Source organism: Pseudarthrobacter sp. rb, assembly GCF_056389225.1.
The window spans coordinates 68,885-89,091 of the sequence record NZ_JBWJAR010000008.1 but is presented as its reverse complement, the minus strand read 5'-3'; the positions used below and the strand labels follow the sequence as shown (position 1 = coordinate 89,091).

14 protein-coding genes are annotated in these 20,207 nt (G+C 62.3%); 5 read left to right on the top strand and 9 right to left on the bottom strand.

The annotated features are described in order from the left end of the window. Window positions 1-130 precede the first annotated feature (130 nt). Genes ACWRN3_RS12545 through ACWRN3_RS12530 form a run of 4 tightly spaced genes read right to left on the bottom strand, consistent with a single transcriptional unit; the run spans window position 131 to window position 5,677 of the window. Window positions 131-1,273: a glycosyltransferase gene (locus ACWRN3_RS12545; protein ID WP_476740822.1), complete on the bottom strand. Its 1,143-nt coding sequence runs from the start codon at window positions 1,271-1,273 to the stop codon at window positions 131-133. A gap of 57 nt (window positions 1,274-1,330) precedes the next feature. After that, entirely contained in the window at window positions 1,331-2,797 is a 1,467-nt protein-coding gene (locus ACWRN3_RS12540) for a lipopolysaccharide biosynthesis protein (RefSeq protein ID WP_476740821.1), read from the bottom strand. Window positions 2,798-2,822: 25 nt separating this feature from the next. Continuing rightward, on the bottom strand, window positions 2,823-3,848 hold the full coding sequence (locus tag ACWRN3_RS12535; protein ID WP_476740820.1) for an aminoglycoside phosphotransferase family protein: 1,026 nt from the start codon (window positions 3,846-3,848) through the stop codon (window positions 2,823-2,825). Continuing rightward, complete coding sequence (locus ACWRN3_RS12530) at window positions 3,845-5,677, bottom strand: nucleoside/nucleotide kinase family protein (protein WP_476740819.1); 1,833 nt, start codon at window positions 5,675-5,677, stop codon at window positions 3,845-3,847. Before ACWRN3_RS12530 ends, ACWRN3_RS12535 begins: the two co-directional genes overlap by 4 nt. 602 nt (window positions 5,678-6,279) lie before the next feature. On the opposite strand from ACWRN3_RS12530, the gene ACWRN3_RS12525 reads away from it, so the two are divergent. The 5 genes from ACWRN3_RS12525 (at window position 6,280) to ACWRN3_RS12505 (ending at window position 13,731) form a co-directional block, all read left to right on the top strand. After that, window positions 6,280-8,973 carry a helix-turn-helix transcriptional regulator gene (locus ACWRN3_RS12525; RefSeq protein WP_476740818.1) on the top strand — a complete coding sequence of 898 codons (2,694 nt, stop codon included), beginning with the start codon at window positions 6,280-6,282 and terminating at the stop codon, window positions 8,971-8,973. Window positions 8,974-9,124: 151 nt separating this feature from the next. Further along, window positions 9,125-10,702, top strand: a complete 1,578-nt coding sequence (locus tag ACWRN3_RS12520; protein ID WP_476740817.1) for a sugar transferase — start codon at window positions 9,125-9,127, stop codon at window positions 10,700-10,702. Window positions 10,703-10,726: 24 nt separating this feature from the next. Beyond that, a complete protein-coding gene (locus ACWRN3_RS12515) occupies window positions 10,727-11,863 on the top strand; it encodes a Gfo/Idh/MocA family protein (protein WP_476740816.1) in 1,137 nt (378 codons plus the stop codon). Window positions 11,864-11,947: 84 nt separating this feature from the next. Then, on the top strand, window positions 11,948-13,075 hold the full coding sequence (locus tag ACWRN3_RS12510) for a DegT/DnrJ/EryC1/StrS family aminotransferase (RefSeq protein ID WP_476740815.1): 1,128 nt from the start codon (window positions 11,948-11,950) through the stop codon (window positions 13,073-13,075). Then, a complete protein-coding gene (locus tag ACWRN3_RS12505) occupies window positions 13,072-13,731 on the top strand; it encodes a NeuD/PglB/VioB family sugar acetyltransferase (protein WP_476740814.1) in 660 nt (219 codons plus the stop codon). The genes ACWRN3_RS12510 and ACWRN3_RS12505 overlap by 4 nt, the downstream gene beginning before the upstream one ends. A 2-nt stretch (window positions 13,732-13,733) precedes the next feature. Here ACWRN3_RS12505 and ACWRN3_RS12500 read toward each other — a convergent pair whose 3' ends face one another. The 5 genes from ACWRN3_RS12500 to ACWRN3_RS12480 all read right to left on the bottom strand — a co-directional run bounded on the left by ACWRN3_RS12500 (window position 13,734) and on the right by ACWRN3_RS12480 (window position 20,190). Next, window positions 13,734-15,035 (bottom strand): M18 family aminopeptidase, encoded by a 1,302-nt coding sequence (locus ACWRN3_RS12500; RefSeq protein ID WP_476740813.1) that lies wholly within the window; start codon window positions 15,033-15,035, stop codon window positions 13,734-13,736. Between the two features lie 22 nt (window positions 15,036-15,057). Beyond that, the gene (locus tag ACWRN3_RS12495) at window positions 15,058-16,464 is read right to left on the bottom strand and encodes an amino acid permease (protein WP_476740812.1); all 1,407 of its coding nucleotides are present in this window, start codon (window positions 16,462-16,464) and stop codon (window positions 15,058-15,060) included. A gap of 267 nt (window positions 16,465-16,731) precedes the next feature. Continuing rightward, a complete protein-coding gene (locus ACWRN3_RS12490) occupies window positions 16,732-17,625 on the bottom strand; it encodes an ABC transporter permease (RefSeq protein WP_476740811.1) in 894 nt (297 codons plus the stop codon). After that, window positions 17,622-18,548, bottom strand: a complete 927-nt coding sequence (locus ACWRN3_RS12485) for an ABC transporter ATP-binding protein (RefSeq protein ID WP_476740810.1) — start codon at window positions 18,546-18,548, stop codon at window positions 17,622-17,624. The genes ACWRN3_RS12490 and ACWRN3_RS12485 overlap by 4 nt, the downstream gene beginning before the upstream one ends. 145 nt (window positions 18,549-18,693) lie before the next feature. After that, the gene (locus ACWRN3_RS12480) at window positions 18,694-20,190 is read right to left on the bottom strand and encodes a phosphatase PAP2 family protein (protein ID WP_476740809.1); all 1,497 of its coding nucleotides are present in this window, start codon (window positions 20,188-20,190) and stop codon (window positions 18,694-18,696) included. Window positions 20,191-20,207: the final 17 nt, after the last annotated feature.

The following is a 20,207-nucleotide window of genomic DNA, read 5'->3' as shown; positions in this document are numbered from 1 at the left end:
TTCTTGCCTGTTTTCCACGTTATGCCGGACCCCGCAGGGCCCATAGGTTCCCGGTGGGAGTTTGTGGATAGCCGCAGTCGGAACAGGAGATGACGACGGCTATCCACCTATGCACAGTTCCCCGCAGCGACTAACGCCGTTGCTGCGCCGCATTCACGGCGTTCCGCCAAAACGAGACAAAGGGCAGGACGGCCTGGCGGACGGACTGCTCCTTTTGAAGTTCTCCAATCTCGCTTTCAAGGTGTTCAAGTTCCGCCTGGTCCGTGATGACCCGGTAAGCCGCACCAGCCAGCGCCTGAATGGAATTCGGAACCGCAACAAGTCCGCCCGCTGTGGATGTTTCGCCCAGTGTTCCGGAGTCGAAGCCCAGTACGGGGGTGCCATATGCGAAGGCGCGGGAGACAACACCGGACGCGGGCAGCATTTTTCCGTAAAACCGGCTCGTCTTGTCATACGGCAGAAGGATCGCCCGCACGGACTCAAAAAAGGCGTCTTCCTCAGGGCCCTCAACTGCGCCACAAATGGTGACCCCAGGGACGGATGGGAGCTTTTCCGTTCCACGCCCCGCCACGACTACATCCACTTCCGCCGGAAGTGCCGCCCGCAGTTCCATGAGTCGCTCGAACCCTTTGCCTTTGGCCGCATGGCCATACAGCCCCACAGCCAGCGGCCGGTCAGAGGCTGGCTTAAGGGTGGCCCTGGAAGGTATGAAGTGGCGCGCAGTCTTTGCCGGGCAGGCAGGGAAAGCCTCCCGCAAGGCCCCCGCCCCGACGTCGCTAAGCGCAAACAAAGCAGTATTTCTCAACGCTTTCCGCTCAAACCGCTTACTTACCGGTCGAAGCGGGAGGTGGATGCCGTGGTGGAGCCACTTTCGCGCTGCCACGGACTTGAACCGGAAGGGCCACCAAACCGCCCAGGGAGGGTCGTGCACCGTGGCTGTAATGACCACGTGTCGAGGGCAACCTGCCAACAGCCAGAAGGGTGCGAGCGATGCTGCAGATAGTTCGAAGTGGACAACAACCGGTCCGTCCAATACCGCCCTCTTGATCTCCGCAGCCAGCTGTCTCCGGTAACGGATCAAGTCAATGATTCCGACATCTCCGGGCCCGCCGGTCCTGATCTCACGGAAGGAAGCGAAGGACGGGATTGCCGCAGCAATAAGCTCTTCCGCGTAGTCTCCGACACCTCCCGAATTCACGCGCGGCGCCACAAGTATTAGAGAGGCCGGAATTAACCCGGGATCTCCCGCAGCTGATTCTATTGATTCACTCATGTCACTCCATGCTTCAGGTTCGATGGCTTTGACGGTGCCGTTACCTTGAGTCCTGGGTCACGCAGGTTGATGGCTCTTCCGGCGAAAAAGGACCAACAGCTCGTCGTGCAGCGGGGTGAAGCAAAACCGCAGGGCGAGATACACCGCGCCGACAGCGGCTGCCACTACCAGTCCTGCAGTCAGCAAGCCACCGAGGTAGGGGAGAAGGAAGATGCCCAGCCCGGCAATTGCCACGATCATGCTGCAGGCCAGCGCAGGGTAGATCGCCTGCAGCAGCGCTTTCGGCGCTATGCCCAGCACTTTCGCTGCCACGGTCTGCATGCCGAAGGCGAAGAGGACAGCCGTCGCCATTTGGGCTACCGCAACGGCGATGATTCCCCATTGCGCGGCGAACAGCAGGACTGGCACCAGCACTGCCAGCCGAATACTTGAAAAAGTGATTGAAATCCCGGGCCGGCCTATCGCCTTGTATACGTCGTTAGCTCCGGCTCCAAGCGAGCGCGCCGCGGCATAGAGCGAGAGGAAGACAAGCGGAATAACCGAATCGCTCCACTTGGATCCGAAAACCAACGGTACGACCACGGGTGCCAGCACCGCCAACCCGACACCGGCCGTCATTCCATAGAGGGCCTGTATCCGAACGCCGCGTAGATAGCCATCCCGCAACCGTCCCGGCTGGCCTTGAACCTGTGTGTACAGGGGAAACAGGACGGTGGAAAGGACGAAGAAGACATTGATGATGAGCGCCTCGGGAAGCCTGAAGGCCAGCGTGTAGAAACCGAGTGCCTGGGCTCCGAGTACCGCCGCAATGATCAGGTAGTCCACATCAAAGATGAGTCGTGCAAGCAAGTTACTGCCGGCTACGGGAAATCCAAACTTAATGGTTGCCCTGATCGCATCCTTGGCCACCCGCCAAATCTGCCAGGGAGCAGAGTGACGAACCAGGAACCAGCAGGCGATTGCATATGCGACCGATCCTGACGCTGTTCCTGCAGCAAGGGAAAAGGCTCCGTAACCTGCGAAGGCAAGAATGAGGCTGACCGCGCCCGCAGTGAACGCGCGGAGGACCGGTGCGGCTGCCAGCTTCTTGAACTGCAGGTCACGCCTCAGCAGCGCCTCGGGGACGGCCGCAAGTGCTGTGGCAAGCAGTGAAACGGCAAGCACCCTCACCAAGGGTGCAACCTCGGGCAGCTGGAACAGTTCTCCGATCCAGGGCGCTGCGAGTATGGCCAAGCCGGCGAGCACGGCACCAAGCACCACCGAGACCAGGAGCGCCGACCGCGCTGTTACTGGCGAAGCAGGCAGATACACCAAAGCTTGTGCCACTCCGGCATCTGCAACCGTCTCAATGTAGGCCATGAGGACCAGGGCTGCGGCCACCAGGCCGTATTGTTCGGGCGACAGGAGACGCGCAAGCACGATTGTTGTGATGAGCACGATCCCCTTGCCGGAGACGAGCGCAACACCTTGCCAGATCGCCCCCCTGAAGCCGACCCTCGCCAATCCACCAGCAGCATTAGTCATGTCTGGAAAACCTTCCCGTGGCTGCCTACAGGGCCTGCGAAGCCCAGTCAGTGACGGAATGCCGCCATAGCCAAAAGTCCCTGTCGGAGGTGACCGCCGTGTGAAGCCGCCCAGTTTCCGCGGAGCTTGTACCCTGGTCGCTCAGCCTGTACGCCATAGTGGCCGTGGATCTCGCCCAGGTCGCAACGACCACATACGGGAGCAGTTCCGGGCTGAGGCCCCGCCGGCGGAGGTGCTGCGTCACGGGGGCGATTGCCCAGCCGCCCGCGCTGAAGGCGTTGTCGAAGGCGCGGAGCTGAAGCTGGCGGGACGAAAGTGCTTTTTCCTGGGATTGACCGATGTATTGGAGGTAGAAAACCAGGTCGTGGGCCGGTAAGCCGTCAATCCGCGAGCGCTCCCAGTCAACCACCTGCAACCGCCCATTCCGCTGCAGGAAAAGATTCTGGTAGCTAAGGTCACCGTGTTCAACAACGCCCGGAAGATTTTCCTCACGCAACGGTGCGAGCACCTGATGGGTGCGGTCTACGAGCTCGACCAGTTCGTTATCGCCAGGGACCAGCGAAGCGAGATCGTCCAAAGGACGGCGAATCGTCCGCTCGTACCAGTCAGGATTTTCCGCAACCTGCTTCGTGCAGGGCAAGGCAGCCACGAAGTCCTCGCCCGCTCGAAGTGCACGGGCAAAATTCTCCACGACAAGGTGGGGCTCCAACAAGGCGCCCGTCACAGCCGTCTCGATAAGCACTGTCTGTCCGCTGACATCCAGAACGCCAACGACCTCTGGTGCCCCCTGTTCGGACCCAACACCAAGCGATTTAAGCTGGAGCAACACGTCTGCTTCCTTGCGCACGCTTGCGTTGTCTCCGGGCTGGCGCGGGATCTTCACCACCAGGCTTGGGCTCTGCGCGCCGTCGGCAAAGATCAGCGCCACCACATGGCGGGACGTGACAAACTGCGGTGTAAGCAGCAAGGTAGTCCACCTGCCCTTAACGCCAAAGGACTCAAGAGCCAATTCGCGGCGGTGGTCGTTGAGGATCTGGTCGATATATCTCACGCGGACTCCTGACGGCCGGTGTCTTCCACCCGTCGACCGATTACCATGCCTGCCGGGGCTGCGATATTGAACAGGCCCAGTCTCAGCGCCAACCTCGCAACGGGTGCCTTGGCTTTTCCCAAGCGTGCACTTGAGTAGTGGTCGACAGTGTCCCTGACGGCGGCTTCAGAAGCGGTGGGTACAACGCGCTCCGGATGTTCGAGTGTTGGGACGAGCCAATAGACGTCCACATCGCGGAAGCCTGACCGGTCCAAGACACGTTTCCAACCGGCAAGGGTATGAGGGCCTGGACCCAAGGTGAAGTTCCGCCTTACCTGCAGGCAGATCCAGCCATCGGCACTGAGGGACTGGATACCTTTTTCAAGCAGCATGAGGTTTGGCTCCGAGAGCAGAACCAGGTTGAAGTCACCTGCTCCAGGGCTTCCATCCAGGGCAATGCGGCCGGCGGTTGGGTCCAACAGGTTGATGGCCGCGGCGGCCTCTGGCCGAATGTGTCCTCCGTAGCCCACCCTTCCGGGTGGTGCCACCGGAAGCAGGAACCGCCAATCGAGCAAGGTCCACAAATGCAGTGGAAGCGGTGTCGACCCAACAGGTTCCGCTGTCTCCCCCACCACTGTGCGCCACAGAAGCCGTGATGCCTCCTGCCTGACCTGAACAGCTGGCTGGCTGGCATCGAGTACGCGTGCCGATGGAAGGGTCTCTGCCAACTTCAGGTAGGCGGCCCTCCACCCCTCCAAAACCTGCGGACTATGTTCTCCCTTTCGTTTGAACATCAGTTCACCAGGCGCATCAAGGACCAGCACAATGTCGGGCGTTGGTTGAAGGCGGAGGGCAAGTGCATCTGTCAGGGCACCCAGCCGGCTCTTAGTCTGCGGGCTGGCCAGTAGGGTATCTTCAGCGAGCCTGTCCATGAGAACTACCCGGCCGCGGAGTGAGACGTACCTGGCGGTAAGGCCACCGCGAAGTATCCGGAATACTTTCCTGGTCAGTACAGCGCCTGGAATCCGCTGAATCCACTGATCGTGGCGGCTGCCCGCCCAAAGGCCCATGTAGACGTAACTCGAGGGCAGGGGACAGTGCGACCGCAATTCGACGAGCAAAGTGGTTTTGCCCGCTCCGTCCGGCGCAAGCACTCCGACCACAGGTCCCCGCCCCTTGAGGTGCGGTCCGACCCGTCGAAGCGCTCTGTTGATTAATGAAACCGTTCTGGGCCGCGGTGCGTTCGCCGTCCAGTTCCTTGACATTGACACCGCCGCAGCGGGGACCTCCTGAAGATTCCCGGAACCCACCAAATCCAGAAGGCTTTGTGCTTTCCCTTTCCCGAATTTCCGGTCCAGAAAAGCAGCCAATGGGTCAGAAGCCGTGGCTACGGCAGCTGCCGCGCGCGCCGTCGGCACCCTCTCCGGTGCAATATGTCCCTTGTCCAACACCAAGTGCAGGAGCTGAAGCCATGCCTTGTCGCGGAGTTCCGGCAGCCACAGTGATCCGTGGGCCACCCGACGCCGCAGGCAGCCGGCGGCAAGGCCTGTCCGCAACTCCTGGAACTGCCCGAAAGCAATATCTGAAACGATGTCCAGCTTTATCCAAAGATCTTCATTTGGAATGTAGCAAAAATAGAAGCGGTGGGTTCCATGTCCATACGCTATTACCCGCTTGAATCCCGCATTCCCAAGAATCCGATCCAGTTGGGGCAGCAAATTATGGGAAACGAGTATATCGACATCCCCTGCCGGACGCACCAGGTCATCCTCACCACGCAACAAGACCCAGGAATGGCCCGTATTTTCCAAAACGTTAAAAACGGAGGTCAAAACAGAATTGATGGCCACCTGAGCGGGTCCAGCCGCTGTAGGCATGAATTTGCCGGACCCATCGGAGTGGGCGTCCGAATCCGGAAGGCCGGGAGATATCGACAATTCACTTACCCCTTTAAAAACGTCCGTTTCACACCGAGCCGTATGTGCTGGCAAGGGAGTGCATACTCCCACTTTGGCCGCCAATGCCGGCAACACAACCGTGGCTTGTGGCCGTTTGGAGAGCATACGCCGCCCCAGAGTGGGCATCACGAGTAGTGAGTACTCGCTTTTACGGACTCAAGGGCCTCGGACTACGTAAGTATGGGGGCAGTGCAGCGATGGCAGCCGTTAGGTAGGGGAGGGAGCTCGTCCTGGCCATTAGGTAGCTAGGGGGCAAGCCGCCCGTCTTGATGAAAATAAGGGGCGATCTTGATGAAATCCAAGCGAACTTTGTATGGCGCCACCTTCTGATTTCCCGCTATATTCTCATTTACGGCTGGGTACCGTGCTGGAGGCGATAAGCCCCCTGCATGCCGACCTCAAGATTATTAGCATAATCGCGGGCCGGCGCATAAGGATCTGTAACTACTAAAACCGAAAGAATGCTGGTCTCCTTCTTCGAGAATTGGGGACCCATGTCACTGGCAGGACGCAACAGGGAGTTGGACAGGCTCCTCTCCGTGATCAGGGGGCCGAAGGATGCTGCCCTTGCCGTGATTGGCTTCCACGGGATCGGCAAGACTGCACTGGTTTCCGAAATCCCGCATCTTTCCGACTACCGGACCGTCTTTCTCGGAGCCAGCGCATTCGAGTCCGCATGGCCAATGTCGGGGCTGACCGCGCTCCTGAATGCCATGGATGATCCTGTCCTTAACGGGATCGCAGACCAAATCCTCCGCGATACGCCCGGGACCCTGGATGCGCCGGCGATATCCGCCCTGCTGCTCAGGGGCCTGCACCAGCGCTCTTCTTCCAGGACCGTGGTTGTCATCGACGACGCAGACCAACTGGACCCAAGCAGCCAGGCAGTGATTGGTTTCCTCGCCCGCCGCCTTGCAGGGACGGATATTGCACTTATTGTCTGCCTGAGGGAGGACATTCCCGACAGCCCATTTTCGGGACTGCCCGTCCTTACCCTTCAACCCCTGAGCTACAGCGACACCGTGAAAATGCTCGAGGCCCTTCCGGTCAGCCAGGGTGCCAACGCCGCTGCCCACGCAGTCGCCGGTGCCAGCCGCGGAAACCCGCTCGCCGCCGTCGAACTTTACAACCAGTTGCTGGAGCGCCAGGCGGAGGGCAAGTTTGCCCTCCCTGTTCCCCTGCCCTGCAAAGGCAGCTTCGAAGCTGAATTCGCCTTCGCCGTAGGAGGACTTACAGCAGCTGCCCGCAGCGTCCTGGATCTCCTGTCCCTGTCGTTTCGAAGCGATATATCCGCCATCGAGAGGGTCAACCCCAACGTCTGGGCCGCAGTGGAAGAGCTGTTGGGCCGCGGACTGGTGCAGCGGACGGGGTCCTGTGTAGGTATACGCGATCAACTGCTTCGCGGCTACATCTTCGGATCGATGACACCTGCGGTTCGCACCTCCAGTCACAGGGCACTCGCGGAAGCCTCGGAAGCCACAGATCCCTACGCACGACGGTGGCATCTCAGTTTCACGGCCCTGGAACGGCAAACACCCTTCGGCTTGCTGCGCCATGCGGTCGACCTCATAAGGGCGGGAGAAGTTCCCTTTGCTGTCGAATACGTTGAGCGAGCATTAAGCATCAATCCCTGGGAGGCGGAAACCGCTGCCCGTCTTTCCACTGTGGCTGAGCTGTTGTTCAACCGTGGCGAGTTTGTCTACGCCAAGCGCTACCTGGAGTGGGCACAACGGATAACCCGAAATCCGGCCCTCATCCTGCGTTTGACTGGGCTTTCTTTCGAAATCGGTTTCATCCAAGGTTCAGCCATCCGGTCTGCCATGGTTTTGCGTCTGGTGAAGGAATTCGGCCAGTATGATCCTTCCTTTGCAGCCAATCTGCTGGCCGCCGCCGCCGTCTATTATGCGGAGCGGTGGGAACTCGCGGACACGAGGGAAATCCTGTGCCAGGCACGGGAGTTCGAGGATTCTGCTTCCGCTGAATGCCTGGAGATCACCCAGCGTGCGAGGATGCTCGCCGAAAGTATTGGCGGAGAGCCGGAGCCTGCTAGGCACAGAAACAACCCTGACGGTGACAACACCATCGCGGGCCTGCTGGTTCGTGGCCGCGCCCTCAGCTACGCCGAAAGGCACAGTGAGGCGCAGGAAATCTTCGCGAGGGTGCGGTCATCCGCAACAGACGCGCACTGCAATTGGCGCGAGACAGCCCTCTTCCTCGCGGCAGACAACGAAATCAGGGCAGGAAACGTTCGGACTGCCGTCAAGCTGGTCGACGAACTTGCACTGCGCGAGCCGGGATCCAGTTACCACCGGGGGATGCTCCATGTCCTCCGGGCATGGCGGGCCCACGCGCTGGGTGATGAGCCAATGGCCCGGACCTGCGCGAAAGAAGCGCAGCGCCACGCCGGCGTTGAGAGCCATGCCGCCGTCACTGCCCAGCTTGCCTCGTGGCAGGGGCACTTCGCATTGCTTCGGGGCGACCTTGCAGAATCACTTGCCCAGCTTTCCCGCGCTGCCGAGATTGGCGTGCGGTTCAACAATCCCACCCTGCTCCGCTGCGATGCGGATCTCGTGGAGGTCCTGGTTCGGCTGGGACGCCACCGGGAAGCTACCCAAGCTCTTGCAAGCCTGGAAAGCCGCTCCGTGGGGCTCCGCTCCCCTTGGTTAATGGCAGCAGTTGCCCGCTGCCGCGCTATGTTGGCGGACGGTGAACAGTCGCTCCAGCTATTTGCGCAGGCGCTCGAGAACCGGAACCGGCATGAGTCTTTGCTGGAGCGCGCCAGGACAATGTTGTGCTACGCCGAACGGCTCAAGGCCCTGGGCAGATTGCGGGATGCCCGGGACGAAATGATGCGGGCGAAGGTCATATTCGATGAAATCGGGGCCAATGCATGGCTGCAGCAGGTTGATGCCCTCCTGCTCGACGAACGGGTGGAGGCACCAGGACCACAAGGCAACCCTGCCCTACTCCTGCTCGCCGACCATGAAAGGGTGCTGGCAAACATGGTTGCAAGGGGTATGCGGAACAAGGAAATTGCAGCCACATTGTTCGTTTCAGTAAGGACTGTGGAAGTGCGTCTTACCGCCATCTATCGCAAACTCGGCGTCGAGTCACGGGCCCAACTGACTGCACTTGCGTCCGGGAAAGCCAAGTCGCTGCCCGAGCCATACGTCCTGCCTGTCCTGTAGGTCCGGGCGCCGCCCTGCAGGTCCCCGCATTTCCCACAACATACCGTCGCAGGATCCACAGGGAACCTGCCAAAACCCGGCGCATGCTGCTCTCCCCAGCTAGTTTTGCGTCAAAGTCACATCACCGGTGAACATACCGTTAGGGGCCACGATGGCTGAAGTACCTATTACCCGGGAACGGAACCCGATGCCCTATAAGAGGGCTGGGCGTCCCCTTTATGCCGGGAACCTTCAAAGCGATTATTCTCCCGACGGTATTTCCGCAGGATCAGCACAGCCTGCCGGCCTGCTGGCCGTACCAGCCAAGGGACGGAAAGCGTCTGCCGACTGGATAGCAACCCACATCAATCTTTTGAGGATCACTGACTCCATATTGGTGACAGGCGCCGTGATGCTGGGCTCTGACCTGGCCAACCGCGGGTTGTTCCGGGACGGGTCCAGAGCTGGAGCCGTTGCCACTGCAGCAGTGGCATTGATTTGGATTGCCGCATTGGAAATTCAGCGGACAAGGGATCCCAAGGTTCTGGGAGTCGGGGCTGACGAATACAAACGCGTAGCCGGGGCTACTTTCCGCGTCTTTGGTTTTCTTGCTTTGGCCGCCGTCATTTTCTCCATCCAAGGTGGCGCCGCCCTGGCCACGGTTTCCATGCCAGTAGGGATCGTTGCACTTACAGCCAACCGTTGGGTGTTTCGACGCCGACTGGCGACCGAAAAGGCAAAGGGACGGCACCTGTCGCGGGCCATCGTCGTCGGCGAACCCGAGGATGTCCGCTATGTGGTCCATCAAATCGAGAAGAAGTCGGGCCCTGTCTACGAAATCCTCGGAGTTTGCCTTCCTGGTTCCAGGCGGGGTGCAAGGCTCAGGGTGGACAACCAACTAGTCCCTGTCCTTTCGTCCACTGATGATATTCCGCGGACAGCAAGGCTTGCTACGGCAGATGCTGTGATTATCGCCGGACCTCTCCCAGGCGGCAACAGATTCATCCGGGAACTGGGATGGAGGCTGGAGGAGTGTTCAGCGGAGATGGTACTGGCAGCCACCCTGACGAACGTGGCGGGGCCCCGTATCCATTGGCGCCCTGTCGAGGGGCTGCCGCTCATGCACGTTGATATCCCTCAGTATTCAGGCGGAAGGCACATCCTCAAGCGGGTGGTGGACGTGGCACTTGCCGGTAGCGCACTCCTCGTCTTGTCACCGCTTCTGTTACTCCTGGCCTTCATCGTCAGGAACGACAGCGCCGGCCCGGTCCTGTTCCGCCAAGAGCGCATCGGAAAGGACGGAAAGACGTTCGGAATGTACAAATTCCGGTCCATGGTGGTCGATGCCGAGGAACGTCTGGCAACCCTGACCAAGAACAATGAGGGCGCAGGCGTGCTCTTCAAGATGCACAACGATCCGCGGGTCACCAAATGCGGACGTTGGATGCGTAAGTTTTCGCTGGATGAATTGCCGCAACTTTGGAACGTGCTGGTCGGCGACATGAGCCTGGTAGGGCCACGCCCTCCCCTCGCCAGCGAGGTCAGTGCGTATGAGCGGCACACTCACCGGCGCCTCCTTATCAAGCCGGGCCTGACGGGGCTCTGGCAAATCAACGGCCGCTCGGACCTTTCGTGGGATGAAGCCGTACGGCTGGATCTGTACTACGTCGAAAACTGGTCAATCGCGGGGGACCTGCTGATCCTGTGGCGGACGTTCCGCGCCGTTGTTCAGCCTTCCGGCGCGTACTAAGAACTCAAGCAGGAAGAGGACGAGATGAATGCTCTGGCACACAATTTCGGCTTGGACAACCAGCCCGCAAGCCGGTTGGGAATGGCCGTAGTAGGCGCCGGATCCCGGGGTGCCGCTCTGGCGAGGGCCTTCCACACCTGTCCCGGGTGGGAAGTGGCAGCCATATGCGATGCGGACGGTGACCGCGCCGGCAGACTTGCCGCGAAACTTGGGGACGTCGCCTGTTTCGAGACGATAGATGAGCTGCTGGACAGCGTTGACGTGGATGCTGCCGCCATTGCCACCCCGCTGGGCGCCCGCCATGGAACCGCCATGACCGCATTGCGTGCTGGCAAGCATGTCCTGGTGGAGGAGCCCCTCGCAGACAGCCTGGCACACGGCCAGGAGATGGTCTCAGAAGCGAAAATGGGCGGCCTTGTCCTGATGGCCGATCATCCCCATTCCTTTGAGCCTGCCACTCAAAAAATCAAAAAGTTAATGGATAGTGGTTCACTGGGCGAAATCCTGTTTGTCGAAGCCCTCATCTCCGAAACCAACGTGATGAAGACGGAGCGGGATGTCTTCTGGGATCTCGCGCCCAGTGACTTCTCCATCCTGGACCAGATACTGCCGGAAGGCCTGGCCCCCCTGGACGTCTCGGCCTTCGGCGGCGATCCCCTCGGGACCGGACGGGACTGTGTGGGCCATATCTGCTTCAGGCTTCCCAACGACGCCCCCGTCCACCTTCATGTCAATAGGCTCGGCCGGGCGAAAAGCCACCAACTCGTGATAGCCGGTACCCGGCTCACGCTGGTATGGGACGCCAAGCAGCACAAGGAACGACTGCGCGTCTATGATCCCAACTCGCCTGCGCAGCAGAAACTGACCGCCCCGTTTTTCCCGGAACCAGACCTTCTCCAATTGCTGGGCGAAGACGGAACCCTGTTGACCGTTGAGCAACAAACCATGGAGCGCCTGGCGGCTGAGTTTTCAAGCCGTATCCAACGCCAAAGGGACGGCTATGCCCCTCACCTTCCAGGTCTGAGGGTCCTGGCATTGCTGGAAGCCGTTGCGCGGAGCAGGAGCCTTGATGGACAGATAGCCGGAGTTGTGGCACCGCTTCAGGAACGTCCCGGCGATCTCGCCGGGAACTGGTCCCAGAGCATCTTGTGGTCTACGTAAAGGCATCGATTATCTTCGTCCTGCTCCTCCAAAGAAAGTTGGTGTCTTGTGGCTACTGAGTCAGTAGTTGCCAGGATAGAAGTCGTGAAGCCGTGGCTTGGGCAAGAGGAAGCCGATGCCCTGACTGACGTGGTTCATTCCGGTTGCCTTACCCAAGGTAGGAAAGTCAGGGAGTTCGAGGGAGCTTTCGCGGCCGCCCAAGGGGCCCGCTTTGCCGTTGCAACTTCAAGTTGCACGACGGCCCTCCATCTCGCCCTGGTGGTGGCCGGCATAGGCCCGGGTGACGATGTGGTGGTCCCGTCACTTTCGGTCGTGGGCACGGCGAACGCAGTCACCTACGTAGGGGCGCGGCCTGTATTTTGCGACGTTGACCCTGCCACCGGAAACGTCACAGCAGAAACCGTCCATGCTGCGCTTACTCTGGACACCCGCGCGGTGATCGTAGTGGACCAAGCCGGTGTCCCTGTAGATCTTGACCCCATCCGGGACCTTTGCAGCCGACATGAAATCACACTGATTGAAGATGCTGCTTGTGCGGCCGGGTCGCTCTACCGGGGAAAACCCGTGGGGATTGGATCCGACGTTACTGTGTGGTCATTCCATCCGGATCACATACTCACCACCGGCGAGGGCGGGATGCTCACCACCCGCCGGGCCGATTGGGCTGCCCGTGCCCGGGCTTTGCGGGGGCACGCCAGCAACCTGGCGCTTGAGAACAAGGATCGGCCCGTCCCTCCCCGGGAGGTGTGCCTGGAAATAGGTTTCGATTACCAGATGACAGACCTGCAGGCAGCGATCGGGCTCTGTCAGTTGCGGCGACTTCCAGCCATGGTGGAACGCCGGCGGAGGATCGCGGGCATCTATACAGACGCACTGTCAGGGTTGGACGGCTTGCGGTTTGTGTCGGATCCTCCCTATGGCACCACGAACTTCCAGTCCCTTTGGATGGAGGTCCTCCCAGCATTCCCGGCTACGCGTGAATTATTGCTGGAAAGACTGGCAGAGGCCGGAGTAACTGCGCGGCGGGGAGCCTACGCTGCCCATCGCCAGCCTGCCTACAGGTGGCGGGATACTGGCAACACACGCCTTCACTACACTGAGCGGCTCAGTGACCGGACCTTGGTCCTGCCGGTATTTCACGAATTGGATGCCACCAGCATCAATCGCGTCATTAATGCCATCCGGAACACAGCATCTCCGGTGGGCATGTGAGCGAGCTGATACTGGTCGCAGCAACAGGCCTCGCCCGCGAAGTCCTCGCAATGGTTCGCAGCAGCGGGCAGTATGACGTCGTCGGCTTGCTCGACGACGACAGGGAGATGGCCGGTGTCACGGTGGACGGCGCCCCTGTCCTGGGCAGCATTGGTGAAGCTTCCAACTACACACACGCCTTCATGCTGGTGTGCATAATGGCCAGCAAGGAACGTGAAGCTGTGGTTGCACGGCTGGCATCACTGGGAATCAGCGAGTCCCGGTACGCCACGGCCGTGGATCCCTCTGTCCAGTACCCCGAAGGGTGCCGGGTGGGGCGGGGCAGCATCCTGCTGCGGAACGTTACCCTCACTGCCGCCGTTACCTTGGGTTCCCACGTAGTGGCCATGCCGTCAGTTACGTTTTCGTACGACGACGACATATCCGACTTTGCTACGTTCGCCGCTGGAGTTTCGCTGGGCGGCGGAGTCAGGGTTGGCAAGGGCGCCTACCTGGGGTTGAATTCCAGCGTTCGGGACCGGACATCAGTGGGAGACTATGCGACGATCGGAATGGGCGCTGCGGTCCTCAGCAACGTCCCTGACGGAGAAACCTGGGTCGGCGTTCCTGCCCATGAGATAGACCACGGGTCATTTAACTTTGGCAGGGTTCGTTAGAACTACGCCACGGTCCGGAAGAACAGCTCCGTGACGGCTGCGAGGCGAAGGGGATCCTCCACGCCGCACAGCTCGCGGGCTGAGTGCATGGACAGCAGCGGCACGCCCACGTCCACGGTGCGGATCCCGAGCCGGGTGGCCGTGAGCGGGCCGATCGTGGAGCCGCAGGGCATCACGTTGTTGGAGACGAACTCCTGGTACGGCACCCCGGTTTCGCCGCAGAGCCGCGCCCAGAAGGCCGCACCGAAGGCATCCGTGGCGTAGCGCTGATTGGCATTGATCTTCAGCAGCGGGCCGCCGTTCAGCACGGGGTGGTTGGCGGGATCATGCCGCTCGGGGTAATTGGGATGCACTGCGTGGCCGGCGTCGGCAGAGAGGCAGAACGACGCCGCCAGGGCCTGCCGCCGCTGGCTCACCGTTGCACCCAGGCCGGCGGAGATGCGCACCAGGATGTCTTCCAGGATGGGCCCGCAGGCACCGGAGCGGGAGTTGGACCCGATTTCCTCGTGGTCGAAGGCAGCGAGCACCGCAATGGGGCCGCCGGTGCCGGCGGAGCCGGCATGGGCAATCAGTGCCGCCAGGCCGGCGTGCGTGGCCGAAAGGTTGTCCAGCCGCCCGGACGCGAAGAACTCCCCCTTGCCCCCGAAAACTGCCGGTGCCTGCGTGTCCGCAATGACGACGTCGTACCCGCCGATCTGCCCCGGATCGACGGATGTGCCGGCAACCGAAGCTGCCAGCACACCCAGCAGGTCCGAATCCGTGGGGTTCCCCAGGCCCCAGACGGGGTTCATGTGCCGCTGCTTATCCAGGGTGAGACCCTCGTTCACCGCCCGGTCCAGGTGGATGGCCAGCTGCGGGAAGCGCAGCAGCGGTCCGGTGGCGGCGAGGTGCTCCGTGCCATCGAGCATCACCAGCCGGCCCGCGAGCCGGAGCTCGCGGTCCAGCCAGGAATTCAGCAGCGGTCCACCGTAAATCTCCACTCCGGCCTGCAGCCAGCCGTGGGCGCCGGTGGTGGGTTTGGGCTTGAGTTTGAACGACGGCGAATCGGTGTGCGCGCCGAGGATGTTGAACCCCGTGGCCGGTCCCGCACCGTCCGGGACCACCCACGCGATCAGGGCACCATCGCGGATCACGAAGAATGATCCGGCGCCACCCTCCCACGGCTGCCGTTCATCCAGGCGGACGAATCCGGCTTCCTCCAGCCGCCGGCTCCCCTCATGCGCAGCGTGGAAGCTCGACGGCGATGCGCTCACATACGCGCCAAGGTCCTGGATGTGGTCTGCGGCAGAGGAAGGCAAAGGCATGGTCCCGAGTCTAGCGCCGCGCCTACTCCGCGGGAGCCGGGGCTGCCTCGGCTGCTACTGCGGGCTGTCCGGCGGCTGCTGCGCCCTTCCGCCGGTAGCGGAGCACGCCCACTGCCACCACTACGGCGGCCAATGCCAGCGAAAGCAGCAGGGATTCACGGGTGGATTCCACGATCACCATGCCGATGAGCAGAGCCACAATGCTGATGATCGCCGCCCAGGTGAGGTAGGGGAACAGCCACATCTTCAGCTGCAGGTCCTTGGCTGCGGCACCCATCCGACGGCGGAGGACCAGCTGCGAGGCCGAGATGACCAGCCACACGAACAGGGCAATGGCGCCGGAGGTGTTGACCAGGAAGAGGAAAACGGTGTCCGGGGCAATGTAGTTCAGGCCCACCGTCACGAAGCCCACCACGGTGGAGGCCAGCACGGCGGCGGCGGGGACACCGCGGCGGGAGATGCGGGTCCAGGCGCGGGGCGCGTCACCGCGGGTGGAGAGTGAGAACAGCATGCGGCTGGCCGTGTAGAGGCCGGAGTTCAGGCATGACAGCACGGAGGTGAGGACCACGACGTCCATGATGGTTCCGGCGCCGGGGATACCGAACAGTTCGATGACGGCAACGTAGGGGCTCTTGGCCACGGAGGCGGAGTTCCACGGAAGCAGCGTGACCACGATGGCGATGGAGCCGATGTAGAAGACCAGGATGCGCCAGACGGTGGATTTCACGGCCTTCTTCACGGCGTCCACGGGGTTTTCGGACTCACCGGCCGCGATGGTGGCGATCTCTGCGCCGAAGAAGGAGAAGACCACCACGAGGATGCCGGCCAGGACGGCTCCCGGGCCATTGGGCATGAACCCACCGTTGTTGACCAGGTTACTCAGGCCGGGTGCGGGGACGCCGGGGATGAGGCCGAGGATGGCGGCGACGCCAAAAATGAGGAAGAGGACGATGGCCGCGACCTTGATGGACGCGAACCAGAACTCGAACTCCCCGTAGGACTTCACGGAACCGAGGTTGGTGAGCGTCAGCAGCACCATGAGGACAAGGGCCCACACCCACTGGTCGATGCCCGGCACCCAACGGTGCATGATCGCAGCGCCTGCGGTGGCCTCGATGCCCAGGACGATGATCCAGAACCAGGCGTAGAGCCAGCCGATGCTGAACCCTGCCCAGCGGCCCAGCGCCTTGTCCGCGTAGGTGGAGAAGGAGCCTGTCTCAGGGTTGGCTGCGGCCATCTCACCCAGCATGCGCATCACCAGGATGACCACCAGGCCGGCGGCCGCGTACGCCACGAGGATGCCCGGGCCGGCCTGCTGGATGGCCGCCCCCGAGCCGACGAAAAGGCCTGCACCAATGACGCCGGCGATGGCGATCATGGACAGGTGCCTGGGTTTCAGGGACTTTGAAAGTTGCTGGTCAGCATGCATGGAAGCGCCGTCCTGTTGGGAAATATCATGGGTTGAGCGACGTACCTTGGTGGACCCCGGCGGACCGTGTGATGCACCACATCGTCGTTTCACCCTAGATCCGCCATTATGCGCCTTGCTTTGTGCAGTCCGACAGATCTGATTCCCGCCAACAGGACAGCACTCCAAGCGGAAACACCAAGGAGCAATAAAAGTTGCCTTGCAGGCATATTTGTAATGTGCCCGAAACCACGCGCCCGGCGCGGGCGCGTGGCGAAGGATGGGAGGCTACACGTCCCGGCGTTTCAGCAGGACGGCTGCGAGCAGGACCGGGATGACCACCCAGGCGCCCAGGACCAGCCCTGCCTGCCAAGCCTCCAGGGTAGCCGGAACGTGCTGGGCCGCTGTCAGCGGCTCCACGGTATTGCCGGGCAGGTACTTGCGGGCCTCCTTGAAGAAGTCCCCGGGAATCAGCTGGAACGCAATGGGTGCCACGAAGAAAATGCCCACCAGGCTCATGATGCCGCCGGCCGAATTCCTGATCAGCGTGCCCAGTGCCATACCGATGGCAGCCACGGCAGCCACATAGACGCTGTTGACCAGGAGGAGCTTCACCGACTGCGAACTGCCCACGTCCAGCTTGAGCCCATAGTTGTCCAGGATCGGCACCGCCGCCAGGCCCGCCACCCACGTGGAGACGGCAGTGACTGCGAACGACGTCACCATTACCACCACCAGCTTGGCGGCGAAGGCGGGAAGGCGTCGGGGCACCGCAGCAAAGGTGGACCGTGCCATGCCGGTGGTGAACTCGGAGCTCATCAGGAGCACGCCAAGGGACCCCAGGATCAGCTGGGCAAAGGCGATGCCCGACGTGGGAACGCTGACGGCAAGGTCTCCACCCTGGGCCGCCATCCTGGCCGCGGCCTGCGGATCCCGGGTGGCCGCATCGGCGAACTGGCCCGTCCCCCATGCTGAGAGGGCGCCGAAGCCAACCATGACCACAGCGGTGGAAGCGAGCAGGATCAGCGTGGAGAGCAGGCTGCGGAACTTAATAACTTCAGAGTTGAGGACCCGGACAAAGGTGGGGCCGGGAAGGGACCGTCCGGCGTTGCGGGCGGCGTGCCCGGCAGCGGAGGGCGCCGGCTCGCGCGGGGGCATTGATTCAGTGGTCGTGGAGCTCATGGGTGGCTTACCTCCGCAGCGGGCAGGGAGTGGTATTCGACGTCTTCCTTGGTCAGTTCCATATACGCCTCCTCCAGGCTTGCAACAAGCGGCGTGAGTTCATACACCATCACCTGGTTTTCCAGGGCCGCGGCCGCAATGGTTTTCGGGTCAAGGCCCGTTACCTCGAGCAGTTCACGTTCCGGAACGGCAATGGAAGCACCCCGTCCGGTGAGCAGCTGGTGGAGGCGCTCTGGCTGGTCGGTGCGGACGCGGACGCGGGACTGGCCCTTACCGGTGATGATGTCCTGGATCGGGGCGTCAGCAATGACCCGGCCGCGGCCAATGACGATCAGGTGGTCGGCTGTTTGAGCCATTTCGCTCATCAGGTGGCTGGAGAGGAACACTGTGCGCCCCTGCCCGGCTAGATACCGAACCAGGTTGCGGACCCACACCACTCCCTCAGGGTCCAGCCCGTTAACGGGTTCGTCGAGGATGAGTGTCTGCGGGTCACCCAGCAGGGCAGCCGCGATTCCAAGGCGCTGGCCCATGCCCAGCGAGAACCCGCCGGCCTTCTTGCGCGCCACCGCTTCCAGTCCGGTCATCTCGATTACCTCGTGCACCCGGGCTTTGGGGATGCTGTGGGTGGCTGCCATGGCCAGCAGGTGGTTGTAGGCGCTGCGGCTGGTGTGTACCGCCTTGGCATCAAGCAGGGCGCCCACCTCCCGCAGGGGAGCCTTGTGCTGGACGTAGGGCAGGCCGTTCACCGTGGCAGACCCCGACGTCGGCCGGTCCAGCCCCATGATCATGCGCATGGTGGTGGACTTTCCTGCCCCGTTAGGGCCAAGGAAGCCGGTGACTTGCCCGGCCCGGACGGTGAAACTGACACCGGCCACGGCGGTTTTGGCGCCGTAGACCTTGGTCAGCCCGTTTACCTCGATCATGGATCATCCTTTGAACGGCAGCGGACGGCTGCAGACGTTGTGGGGTGCGGGTACCTTCCCCACGGTACCGAGGCCGCCACCGCTTTTCGCCGCTTCTCAGGGATGATTCAGGGGCGAATCAGGGTAGTTCTCCACCCCGGCCCCGCTACGGACGGGGCGAGTAGTAGGTCAGCGCCCGGGGACGTACTCCATAGGCCACTTTGCGGACTCCCGCCAGCGCTTCTCCGTCCACAGCCAGTGCCATGGGGGCGCCGCCGGCGTCGATCCGCACTTCCGTTGCCTCCCGGAGGTGCGTGATCCCGGAGCTTGCCACCGTGCCCGTCAGCACGGACCAGAGCAGGCGGAGCCGGGCAAAGCGTTCATCAGCGGTGATCAGGCGGACGTCCAGAACCCCGTCATCCATCACGGGCCTGATCAACGGAGCGTGGTCACGCGGATAGAAGCGGCCCCGGCCCAGGTAGGCGATCCACACTTTGTGCCGGACGCCGTCCACAGTCAGTGTGATGGGGGTGCCGGCCGCGAACGTCCGGAACATGGCCACGACGCCGGCCAGCGGCTTCCCCAGTGCCGGCTGCAGGTGCTCCCGCCGGCGCACAAAATTCGGGTAGAGGCCCACGCTGGAGGTGTTGAGCATGATCAGCTCCGACACCTCAGGGTTTCCGGCCAGCCCGCGTTCCACAGTGACCACGCCGACGTCCGCCAGGGCAGCCTCGCCCTTGCCCGCAGCCTCGACCGCATCCTTCAGGCTTCCTGTTCCCGCGTCGCGCGCAAAGTGGTTGAGCGTTCCGCCGGGCAGGACCAGCAGGGGAATGTTGCGTTCGACGGCGGCGGCAGCCGCCGCGCCCACAGTCCCGTCCCCGCCCCACACACCCAGGGCCCGGGTCCCGGGAAAGTCGGCAGTGGCAGCGATGCGCTCCACCAGGTCCTCGTCAGGCTGAACAGTATTTATATGCGCCTTTGGAAATACTTCCTGGAGGGCTGATGCAGTCTCCTCCTTAAAGGAGCCGCCGAGGGTGTTCACCACGATGCTGAGCCCCTCGCCGTTCGGGAGGGCGGGGGCAGTGGTCCACATACGCCTGGTCTGCGGAATGGGTGGCCGGACCGGCCACCAGTGGCGCGTTACCAGGGCAGCACCAGCACCCAGAGCCGAACCGAAAAGGACATCCGAAGGCCAGTGCGCCCCGGTGTGGACCCTCGAGTACGCCACCCCTAGGGCTGCCGGCGCGAGTGCGGCCCCCAGCGCCGGACGCACCAGTCCGGCTCCCACCGCGAACGCCACAGCTGACGCCGAATGTCCGGACGGCATGGAGGAACTCGTGGGTTGCGGGTGCACAAAGCGGAAGACGGGCAGGTGCTCGGGCAGTGGACGCGTCCGGGGGAGCAGTGTCTTGAAGACCACGTTGGTGACGGCGGAGGCCACGCCCTGGGCGATCAGGCCATGCACCGCCGCCCTCCGCGTCTTGCCGGGGAAGAGCGCCAGGACCGCTGCCGTTCCTATCCAAAGCTTGCCCTGGTTTGCTGAAGCGGAAAGGCGGCGGAAGAAGACGTCGTGGTTTCCTCCGGGCAAGCGGGAAACATGCCCTAGAAGGTATCTATCGAGGCGGCTGATCCACGTCCGGCCCCTGCGCCTGGTGCTCTGCATGTGATCACCCTAACCCC

Bases quoted from the DNA above. Each gene is read 5' to 3' on its own strand.
- ACWRN3_RS12480 (WP_476740809.1), bottom strand. From the start codon at position 20,190: ATGCAGAGCACCAGGCGCAGGGGCCGGACGTGGATCAGCCGCCTCGAT.
- ACWRN3_RS12545 (WP_476740822.1), bottom strand. From the start codon at position 1,273: ATGAGTGAATCAATAGAATCAGCTGCGGGAGATCCCGGGTTAATTCCG.
- ACWRN3_RS12540 (WP_476740821.1), bottom strand. From the start codon at position 2,797: ATGACTAATGCTGCTGGTGGATTGGCGAGGGTCGGCTTCAGGGGGGCG.
- ACWRN3_RS12520 (WP_476740817.1), top strand. From the start codon at position 9,125: ATGGCTGAAGTACCTATTACCCGGGAACGGAACCCGATGCCCTATAAG.
- ACWRN3_RS12495 (WP_476740812.1), bottom strand. From the start codon at position 16,464: ATGCATGCTGACCAGCAACTTTCAAAGTCCCTGAAACCCAGGCACCTG.
- ACWRN3_RS12500 (WP_476740813.1), bottom strand. From the start codon at position 15,035: ATGCCTTTGCCTTCCTCTGCCGCAGACCACATCCAGGACCTTGGCGCG.
- ACWRN3_RS12490 (WP_476740811.1), bottom strand. From the start codon at position 17,625: ATGAGCTCCACGACCACTGAATCAATGCCCCCGCGCGAGCCGGCGCCC.
- ACWRN3_RS12485 (WP_476740810.1), bottom strand. From the start codon at position 18,548: ATGATCGAGGTAAACGGGCTGACCAAGGTCTACGGCGCCAAAACCGCC.
- ACWRN3_RS12515 (WP_476740816.1), top strand. From the start codon at position 10,727: ATGAATGCTCTGGCACACAATTTCGGCTTGGACAACCAGCCCGCAAGC.
- ACWRN3_RS12525 (WP_476740818.1), top strand. From the start codon at position 6,280: ATGTCACTGGCAGGACGCAACAGGGAGTTGGACAGGCTCCTCTCCGTG.